General features: G+C 49.1%; 4 protein-coding genes and 1 pseudogene. 4 read left to right on the top strand and 1 reads right to left on the bottom strand.

Annotated elements, in window-relative coordinates:
- Nucleotides 1–83 precede the first annotated feature (83 nt).
- From AAFP14_RS17665 to AAFP14_RS17680, 4 genes are read left to right on the top strand one after another with little or no spacing between them, the layout of a single operon-like run.
- Complete coding sequence (locus AAFP14_RS17665) at nt 84–3,791, top strand: response regulator (protein WP_341733545.1); 3,708 nt, start codon at nt 84–86, stop codon at nt 3,789–3,791.
- Nucleotides 3,784–4,158 carry a response regulator gene (locus tag AAFP14_RS17670; protein WP_340524211.1) on the top strand — a complete coding sequence of 125 codons (375 nt, stop codon included), beginning with the start codon at nt 3,784–3,786 and terminating at the stop codon, nt 4,156–4,158. The genes AAFP14_RS17665 and AAFP14_RS17670 overlap by 8 nt, the downstream gene beginning before the upstream one ends.
- Nucleotides 4,155–5,231 carry an adenylate/guanylate cyclase domain-containing protein gene (locus AAFP14_RS17675; RefSeq protein WP_341733546.1) on the top strand — a complete coding sequence of 359 codons (1,077 nt, stop codon included), beginning with the start codon at nt 4,155–4,157 and terminating at the stop codon, nt 5,229–5,231. The genes AAFP14_RS17670 and AAFP14_RS17675 overlap by 4 nt, the downstream gene beginning before the upstream one ends.
- 25 nt (nt 5,232–5,256) lie before the next feature.
- Complete coding sequence (locus tag AAFP14_RS17680) at nt 5,257–5,775, top strand: Ycf51 family protein (RefSeq protein ID WP_341733547.1); 519 nt, start codon at nt 5,257–5,259, stop codon at nt 5,773–5,775.
- 271 nt (nt 5,776–6,046) lie between these two features.
- On the opposite strand, the pseudogene AAFP14_RS17685 reads toward AAFP14_RS17680, so the two are convergent.
- Nucleotides 6,047–10,383: pseudogene (locus AAFP14_RS17685) on the bottom strand (DUF4347 domain-containing protein); the annotation flags it as partial.

Below are 10,383 nucleotides of genomic sequence, written 5' to 3' on the forward strand. Positions count from 1 at the left end.
CACGGCAGCCGGCTGTGAGTATTTAAACTCTTTACACTCGACTACCTATACTTAAAAAAGTTGCTGACAAAGCACCAGAAATTATGCATCCTCACCTCCAGCGCCAACTCGCACAACTTAATTTAACCGACCATTCTACCCTTCCTACTGCTGAGCAGTGGGAGCGATTTTTAGAAGAGATCGGTCAAAGCTATCACAGCAATGACCAGCGGGTGTTGGTGAAACCAGCTTCGGAAAACTCCGAGCCAGAAGCGCTACAGTCTGCTCCAGACGCTCCCAAGGTTTCCGAAATCGATCGACTCTCGGCCGTTGTCAACAACTTAGGTGCGGGACTTTTGATCCTGGATGCTAAGGGAATTGTGATTGGTGTCAATCCAGAAGCCGAACGCCTGTTGGGATGGCGAGAGTCGGAACTTGCAGGGGTGGCGCTGGCCGAGCGCATCGCCTCCAAACAGAGGAAAGGCAAAAAATCAAAGGTTTTAAGTTCCCAGCCACAGGAAGCAAACAAGAGCCAACAGTCATCGATCGCCACTAAACTATCTTTACCAGAGGCGATCGCCTCTGGTCAACCTTACAGTAATTCAGAAGAACAATTTCTCTGCCGCGATGGGAAAATTTTACCCGTTTCCTATTTTTTCAATCCCGCCGATGGTGGCGCTAACATCTCCGTCTTAGTATTTTTTGACATCGGCGAACAAAAGCGAGTTGCTAGAGAAAAAGAGCGATCGCTCTCTATGCTACAATCAGTTTTAGAATCCACGGATGCGGGTATTATTGCTGTTGATAATAATGGTAACGTGTGTAACTACAATCAAAAATTTCTCGAAATGTGGGGTTTGTCGGAAGCACAGCAATTAAGTCGATCGACTGTCGGCACTCTCCAAAAACCCACTAAAACCAGCTTTCCCTTTGCCCTGCGACAATTAAAATATCCCCAAGGATTTCTCAAAAATGTGATGAAAGTGTCGGCTCATCCAGATACTCAAATAGACGACTTACTAGAATTTAAAGACGGGAAAATTCTTGAATTACATTCCCTGCCCTCAAAAGTAGGCTCAAAAATAGTAGGCAGAGTCTGGAGTTTTAGAGATGTTACCGAACGCAAAAGAGTAGAAAAAGCGTTGCAAGAGCGAGTTGAGTTCGACCAATTAATTACCAGTTTATCAACACATTTTATCAGCCAGTCAGTATCAGAAATAGAGCGAGGTATCGTTCAAGCCCTAGAAGCGATCGCCATAAAAACCAGCTTCGATCGCAGTTACATATACCTGTTATCCCCCGACAAAGTTAAATTCAATAATAGCTACGAATGGTGTCAAATAGGGAGACAGTCTCTGAGAGAAAAAATGCCAGAAATCTCAGTAAAAAATATTCCTTGGCTAGCGGACAAAATCGCTAATTTTGAAAGCATATATATTCCAAAAATGAAGGAAATAGAGGAGATAAAAATATTAGAAATAGCATATTTTGACGAAAACCCCGAACCGGAATCAATCCAAAAGTACCAATTTAAAAATACAAACAAAAGCTCCCTGAAGTCCTTGGCAGCCCTGGGAGAATCCCTGCAAAATTTTTCAATTAAAGAAGCTATAAAAAGCCTGCAAGCCTTGATAATTATCCCCCTAGTTTGCAGTAAAGAATTAATCGGATTTATTGGATTCGATAGCCAAAAGGAAACAACAACTCGATCGCCAGAAATATGCACCCAGCTCAAAATAGTAGGAGAAATGCTAGCCAATGCCCTAGAGCGCCAGCGAGCAGAATCAGCCTTGAGACAAGCCGAAACAAAATACCGCAGCATCTTTGAAAACGCCGTGGAAGGCATATTCCAAATCACCCCAGACGGGCGTTACATCAGTGCCAACACCGCACTAGCCCGCATCTACGGTTACGATTCCTGCACCCAAATGGAAAACGAACTGGCCGATGCCAACAGCCAATTTTACAGCGCCCCCCACCGACGGGCAGACTTGATTGCAGTCATGGCTGATGTCGGTGAAATATCCAAATTTGAGTCGCAAGTATACCGCCGAGATGGTACCCAAATCTGGATTGCCGAAAACGCCCGCAGCGTCTGCGACGACAAGGGCAACGTTCTATACTACGAAGGTACTGTAGAAGACATCACCGATCGCAAACAAGCTGAAGCAGCCCTCCACCAGGCTCTAGAAGCAGCAGAATCAGCAAACCGTGCCAAAAGTACATTTCTGGCAAACATGAGCCACGAACTCCGCACACCCCTCAACGCGATCATCGGCTACAGCGAAATGCTTCAAGAAGAAGCCGAAGACTCTGGGAACGAGGCATCAGTCCCGGATTTAGAAAAAATCCGCACCGCGGGCAAACACTTGCTCTCCCTGATCGACGACATCTTAGATATCTCTAAAATAGAAGCCGGGAGAATGGAACTGTACCTAGAAACCTTCGACATCCCCTCCCTGATACAGAGCGCGGTGGCTACCGCACTCCCATTGATCGAAAAAAACGGCAACATCCTAGAAATTTACTGCCCTGACAATCTCGAAACCATGCACGCAGACATGACAAAAGTGCGACAGGTACTACTGAACCTGCTGAGTAATGCCGCTAAATTTACCCAAAATGGAAAGATTGCGATCGGAGTCGAAAAAATTAAAAATGAAGAGTTAAGAATCAAAAATCAAGAGGAATATGGTCAAATTTTAATTTCCAATTCGGAATTTTTAAGTTTCCGTGTCGCCGACACCGGCATCGGCATGAGTCCAGAACAATTGCAGCGAGTTTTCCTACCTTTCACCCAAGCTGATGCCTCAACCACCCGTAAGTACGGCGGCACAGGTTTAGGATTGGCTATCAGCCAGCGCTTCTGTCAAATGATGGGTGGCACCATAGAAGCCAACAGCAAATTGGGTATCGGCAGCGCTTTCACCGTCATCCTACCCAGCCAAATCCAACTGCCGGAAATACCAGAAAACACCGTCCCAGACAGCAGCAGCTCCCTGGGTTCAAATACTATAGGGACTATTCTAGTCGTTGACGATGACGCGATTTCGCGGGATTTGATCCAACGGGCTCTGACTCGCCAAGGACTACACATAGAACTCGCCACCAACGGGGAACAAGCCTTAACTCTTGCCAAGGAACTGCACCCGGATGCCATTACTCTCGACGTGATGATGCCGGGAATGGACGGCTGGGCAGTGCTCTCAGCCCTGAAGGCAGATCCAGACCTTGCAGAAATTCCCGTAATCCTGCTATCCTTTGTTGGCAACAAAAGCCTCGGCTTTGCATTGGGTGCATCGGACTATCTCACCAAGCCCGTGGACGGCAAACGGCTGGCTACTTTGTTGAGGAAGTACCGACGCCACCAAGACAACCGGGCAAATAACAATTTAAGCTGTCAGATCCTGATTGTGGAAGATGATGTTGCCACCCGCAGAATACTGCGACGCATACTAGAAAAACAGGGCTGGGCCGTAACGGAAGCCGATAGTGGGCGCGCTGCTCTCGATCGCCTAGACGTTTCCCGACCCAACCTGATCCTACTGGATTTGATGTTGCCAGAAATGGATGGCTTTGAGTTGATTACCGAAGTTCGCAAATTGAACTCTGGAGATCCAATACCGATTATTGTGATCACGGGTAAAGATTTGACACCAGCCGAAAGCAAACAGCTAAATGGTTGTGTCGATCGCGTGCTATTTAAGGGAGTCTACAGTTGCGATACTTTGCTGCGCGACGTTCGTTCTATAGTGAATGAGAGATTCGATCGCAGGTACGGCTCGAAAGACAAGGAGGGAACCAATGGCTAAAATCCTGTTGGTCGAAGATAACGAAATGAACAGAGATATGCTGTCAAGACGCCTAGCTCGCAAGGGACACGAGGTGTTTATTGCAGTGGACGGTGCCGAGGGAGTGTCGATGGCGATTGCCAAAGTACCGGATTTGATTCTGATGGATATGAGTTTGCCAGTGCTCGATGGATGGCAAGCAACCAGGCAAATTAAGGCAGCTCCAGAAACTAGCAGGATTCCGGTGATTGCCCTGACGGCTCATGCTATGGCAGGCGATCGAGAAAAGTGTTTAGATGCTGGCTGTGACGACTACGACACCAAACCGGTGGAATTTCCGCGACTTTTGAGTAAGATTGAACTGCTTCTGAAAGAGGCTATGACATGAAAGGTGATGAGAGCAGCGTTCTAGTTGTTGACGACAATGAAGTAAACCGCGATTTACTGGCCCGCCGACTTCAGCGTCAAGGCCACGCGGTGACAGTTGCTGAAGATGGTGTCCAAGCTCTAGAATTGATGCGCTCTGCGCCTTTTGATTTGGTTCTGCTTGACATTATGATGCCCCAAATGAACGGGTATCAAGTCCTGGAAAACCTGAAGGCGGATGAGAGATTGCGCTACATCCCAGTGATTATGATTTCGGCGGTGGACGATATTGACAGTATCGTCCGTTGTATCGAGTTGGGGGCGGAAGATTATCTTTCTAAACCCTTTAATCCGGTACTATTGAAGGCTAGGATTAGTGCTTGTCTGGAAAAAAAACGGCTGCGCGATCAGGAGCAAGCTTATTTACAGGAGTTAGCTGAGGAACAGGGGAAGTCCGAGCGTTTGCTGCTGAATATCTTACCCCAGGCGATCGCAGAACGCCTCAAACAGGGAGAAATTACGATCGCCGACAGTTTCTCTGACGTGACTGTGATGTTTGCCGATTTGGTTGGTTTTACTAAGCTTTCCTCTCACTTATCGCCCGCGGAGTTGGTGGAATTGCTCAACCAGATTTTCTCGAAATTTGATGAGTTGGCCGATCGCTACGGACTTGAGAAAATTAAGACCATCGGCGATGCTTATATGGTAGTTGGTGGTTTGCCGACACCCAGTGACAATCATGCTGAGGCGATCGCCTCTATGGCGATCGACATTCAAGCAGCCATTAGCAAGATGCGAACCAAAGGCGATCGACCACTCAGCATCCGCATCGGTATCAATACTGGCCCAGTGGAAGCTGGGGTAATTGGTACTAAAAAGTTTACCTATGATTTATGGGGAGATACAGTAAATATAGCTTCTCGGATGGAATCTCAAGGTGTACCCGGAGGAATTCAGGTTACAGTTGCTACCTACGAAAGGCTACGGGATAAGTACATTTTCGAGGCTCGCGGCGTGCTTCAGGTGAAGGGCAAAGGAGATATGATGACTTATCTGCTGTTGGGTCCAAAGGAACAAATAACAAATAACAAATAAAAGTCAAAAAATACAGAAATATCGAATGAACGTAAATTCTAACCTTTTAATGTACGCCCAATGGGCAGGAATTATCACAGCGGCTTTCGCTGTTTTAACGGTGATTGCTTTTATCTTGCAGTGGGGTTTTCGCTTCCGCTTGGTAGGAGTTACTAGCTTTATGGCAGTAATTGCTGCTAGTATATTTGGCCTCGGTTTAGGATTGTTTACTCGCACAGAAATTCCCGGTGCTGTACGCTATTCTCTAGTTTACGATACAGGCGGCGCTCAAACTGTAATTACCGTGCCACCGACTATCGCCCCATCAGAGTTGGAAGCGACGATGCAGCAAGCTGCTGCGGATTTGTACTCCCCAGGCCGCTCTGGACGTGGCAGAGACTACATGACTATTAAGGTACGGACAATTATACATCCAGAGCCAGGAGTCTCCCAGCCACTGTTTTTGGGAGAGGTGACGCGATCGCTCGCTACTCGATATGACGAGAAAATGTCGATCGAAATCTTCCCCGAACAAGTTGCTACTTTGAAAAAATATCAATCCTAAAAGTAGGAAGATAGGAGTTGCCAAGGTGTTTTGTTAATTGCTCCCTTCGACTCCGCTCAGGGAGCAATTAATATCAATTCCGGTTGTATCGGAATGATTTAACCACGAAGGCGCTAAGGACGCGAAGGAAGAGAAGAGAGAGATTAATCATTCCGATGTCAACGGATTTGATATAAATCGCTAACAAACTTATATCTACCCCCCCCCAACCCCCCCGAACCCAAGGGGGGGCTTTGAACTACATCTGTAGTAGGACTTTATGAAAATGGTATTAGAGGAAATCAGAGGAGCTTATCGCCCCATTAACTCCCACCAGAGTAGCTACAACTTCAGTAGTTCCAGCTACTCGCAGCAGTGTACCGTTGAGAGTAGGTGTCAATTGTAACTGCTGGAAACTCAGACCACCAGTCAAGACAAATCGATCGACACCAACCTCAAAATTAATCACAGTATCATTGCCACTAGCAGCACTCAACACAAATCGATCGCTTCCCATACCTCCAATCAAAGTATCATCGCCCAAGCCACCAAACAGTAAATCGTCACCCTCACCGCCATTGAGAATGTCGTTATCTTTCCCTCCATTGAGAGTGTCATTACTATCACCCCCGTTGAGAGTATCTTCCCCTTCATTACCGTAAAGCAAATCCTCGCCAGCACCGCCACTGATGCAATCTTGCTGGCCAGCAGTACCTACAGACACACCTCTGTCATCGGCGCGATCGCCAAAGATGGTATCGTTGCCATCATCGCCACAAAGCTCATCATTACCATCACCGCCATAAATTAAGTCATCATCACTGTCTCCATGTATGAGGTCGTTACCTTTGCCACCGTAGAGAGAATCATTGCTCTTACCGCCACTGATAGTATCCTCAGATTCATCGCCAAATAATAAGTCAGAACCGATATTCCCCAAGAGCAAGTCATTCCCCTCGACATCCTTGAATCGACTGCGAGTACCACCGTACATAGTGTCGTCTCCACTGTCCCCGGTAAGGGTATCAGGACCAAGTTCGCCCCAAATCAAGTCATTATCTTTGCCGCCCCAAACGGCATCCTTGCCCTTACCTGCTTGCACCGTATCATTACCGTTACCGCCGGCAATGATGTCGTCACCGGTGCCACCAAAGATTAAATCTTGTTCGCCAGTATCCCCAATCGAGTTAGCACTGCCACTGTCACCGAGGATGGTATCAATACCTGCTCCACCGTAGAGAGTATCAGAGCCTAATTGACCAAAAATTAGGTCATTACCTCTGCCTCCATAAACAGCATCATTATCTTTGCCGGCAATCAGCGTATCGTCATTTTCTTGGCCGCTCAGAAAATCGTTGCCGAAACCTCCATAGAGCAAGTCCCGTCCTTGGAAGTCCTTAGCCCTGTTGTCAGTGATACCACCAAACAAGCTATCCTCTCCAGTACCGCCAATCAACGTATCGGAGCCGAGTTCACCCCAAATCAGGTCATTGTCTCGACCTCCAAAAGCAATATCATTACCTTTGCCGCCATGAATGGTATCCTCACCCTCATTGCCGTTGATGACATCTGCACCATCGCCTCCGAAGATTAAATCGCGAGCATCGTCAGGAGTCTGGGAGTTGTTTAGCCCGGTGTCTCCCAAAATAGTGTCCGCACCTCGATCGCCCAAAATAGTATCAGAACCTAAGTCGCCAGAAACCAAATCGTTTTGTTTCCCAGTGGCTAGAAAATCGTCATTCTCGCCACCGTAAACAACATCGTTGCCAAATCCGCCAAAAATTGTGTCATTGTCTTCATTGCCGTAAATTTCATCGTTACCACCTTCACCTAAAAGTAGGTCACGACCTGAAAAACCGATAATATTTTCGTTACGATTGCTACCCTGAATGAAGTCGTTGCCATTAGTGCCTTTAAGGGTTTGTTCCTCAAGCGCCACTGATGTCTCTGGGCTGTTAAATGAGACTTCAGGGGGTTGTGTTGGTGGCAAAAAGTTAATTTCCGGTGTTTCCACAACCAGCTCACACCCACAGTCTGTTTCGGGTTCGGGGATAGGAGTTGGTGTGGGGAAAACTGGCTGGATAGCAGTCACAGTAGCCGTGGAGGGACTACTGATAGCCCCTTGGTTATCCGTGGCGGTGTAACTGAAATTAGCCCCGGTAAAATTACCACTTGTTTGGAGAAATAATTCCTGAATCTGTGGAGGAGTCAGGGTTTGACCAGGTGTTACCGGAACGCCGCCGTTAGCTGGGTCTCCTAAAAATAGGATTCCTTGGTCTGCTGGGGGCAAAGTGTTGATAGTGTAAGAGACGATCGACCCATCGGGATCGGTGGCTGACAATCCTGTTATTTGTTTGCTGCTATTGGGGGGAATGCTCAAGGTAGCATCGCTAGCCACTGGCGGTTCATTGGCCTGGGGAGTTGGCGTGGGGGTTGGTACTGGTGATGGAGTTGGCGTTGGTACTGGTGATGGAGTTGGTGTTGGTACTGGTGATGGTGTTGGTGTGGGAGTTGGCGTGGGAGCTACAATCTGCGCTACCGTAGCAGCCGCCGGACTGCTGAGACCTTTGTCATCAGTAGCTCTGTAGTTAAAGTTGGCTCCGGTGAACGTACCTGTGGACTGGAAAAATAGCTGACTAATTTGGGCTGGTGTCAGCACTTGACCCGGTGTGACAGGGACGCCACCGTTAGCTGGGTCTCCTAAGAACAGGACTCCTTGGGCGGCGTTCGGTAAAGTATCTATTGTATAAGAGGCGATCGTTCCGTCGGGGTCGGTGCCTCCGAGTCCGGGGAGTTGAACGGTGCTGTTGGGTGCGATCGCTGTATTCACATTATTCGCTACAGGCGGTTGGTTAGCACCAGGTAGCAAAGCCGATACCGTAGCAGCCGCCGGACTGCTGAGACCTTTGTCATCAGTAGCTCTGTAGCTAAAGTTGGCTCCGGTGAACGTACCTGTGGACTGGAAGAATAGCTGACTAATTTGGGCTGGTGTCAGCACTTGACCCGGTGTGACAGGGACGCCACCGTTGGCTGGGTCTCCTAAGAACAGGACTCCTTGGGCGACGGGAGGCAAAGTATCTATTGTATAAGAGGCGATGGTTCCGTCGGGGTCTGTACCTCCGAGTCCGGGGAGTTGAAGGGTGCTGTTGGGTGCTAGGACTGCATTGGTATTGTTGGTGACAGGGGGTTGGTTGACTGGTGTTGGTGTGGGAGTTGGCGTGGGAGCTACAATCTGCGCTACCGTAGCAGCCGCCGGACTGCTGAGACCTTTGTCATCAGTAGCTCTGTAGTTAAAGTTGGCTCCGGTGAACGTACCTGTGGACTGGAAAAATAGCTGACTAATTTGGGCTGGTGTCAGCACTTGACCCGGTGTGACAGGGACGCCACCGTTAGCTGGGTCTCCTAAGAACAGGACTCCTTGGGCGGCGTTCGGTAAAGTATCTATTGTATAAGAGGCGATCGTTCCGTCGGGGTCGGTGCCTCCGAGTCCGGGGAGTTGAACGGTGCTGTTGGGTGCGATCGCTGTATTCACATTATTCGCTACAGGCGGTTGGTTAGCACCAGGTAGCAAAGCCGATACCGTAGCAGCCGCCGGACTGCTGAGACCTTTGTCATCAGTAGCTCTGTAGCTAAAGTTGGCTCCGGTGAACGTACCTGTGGACTGGAAGAATAGCTGACTAATTTGGGCTGGTGTCAGCACTTGACCCGGTGTGACAGGGACGCCACCGTTGGCTGGGTCTCCTAAGAACAGGACTCCTTGGGCGACGGGAGGCAAAGTATCTATTGTATAAGAGGCGATGGTTCCGTCGGGGTCTGTACCTCCGAGTCCGGGGAGTTGAAGGGTGCTGTTGGGTGCTAGGACTGCATTGGTATTGTTGGTGACAGGGGGTTGGTTGACTGGTGTTGGAGGTGTTGGAGGTGTTGGAGGTGTTGGTGTCGGTGTCAGAGCGGTGGTGACTTTGGCACCCGGTGCAGTACCGTCATTGTTAGCCGGAGTGGGGTCTGGGGTGCTCGATTTACTGCTGGCGGTATTGGAGACGCTGACTCCTGCTGGTGCGACGAAGCTGATGCTGCGGGTGGTGCTGGCAGTATTGGTTAAGGTGGCTACGGGGAAGGTGACTATCCCGGTAGTGCTGTTGTAGGTACCGTTGTCGGAGACAACTACTCCTGTTAAGCCGGGAATGATGCTGTCGGTGATGGTGACGTTATCGGCGGTGCTTGGTCCGTTGTTTTGTGTGGTGATTGTATAACTGACGGTGGCACCTGGTGCTGCACTATTCGTCCCGGTTTTGGTGGTGACGACATCGGCGCTGGGTGTTAGAGCTGTGGTGACTTTGGCACCCGGTGCAGTACCGTCATTGTTAGCCGGAGTGGGGTCTGGGGTACTCGATTTACTGCTGGCGGTATTGGAGACGCTGACTCCTGCTGGTGCGACGAAGCTGATGCTGCGGGTGGTGCTGGCAGTATTGGTTAAGGTGACTACGGGGAAGGTGACTATCCCTGTAGTGCTGTTGTAGGTACCGTTGTCGGAGACAACTACTCCTGTTAAGCCGGGAATGATGCTGTCGGTGATGGTGACGTTATCGGCGGTGCTTGGTCCGTTGTTTTGTGTGGTGATTGTATAACTGA

The organism is Microcoleus sp. EPA2 (genome assembly GCA_020882975.1).
GTDB lineage: Bacteria > Cyanobacteriota > Cyanobacteriia > Cyanobacteriales > Microcoleaceae > Microcoleus.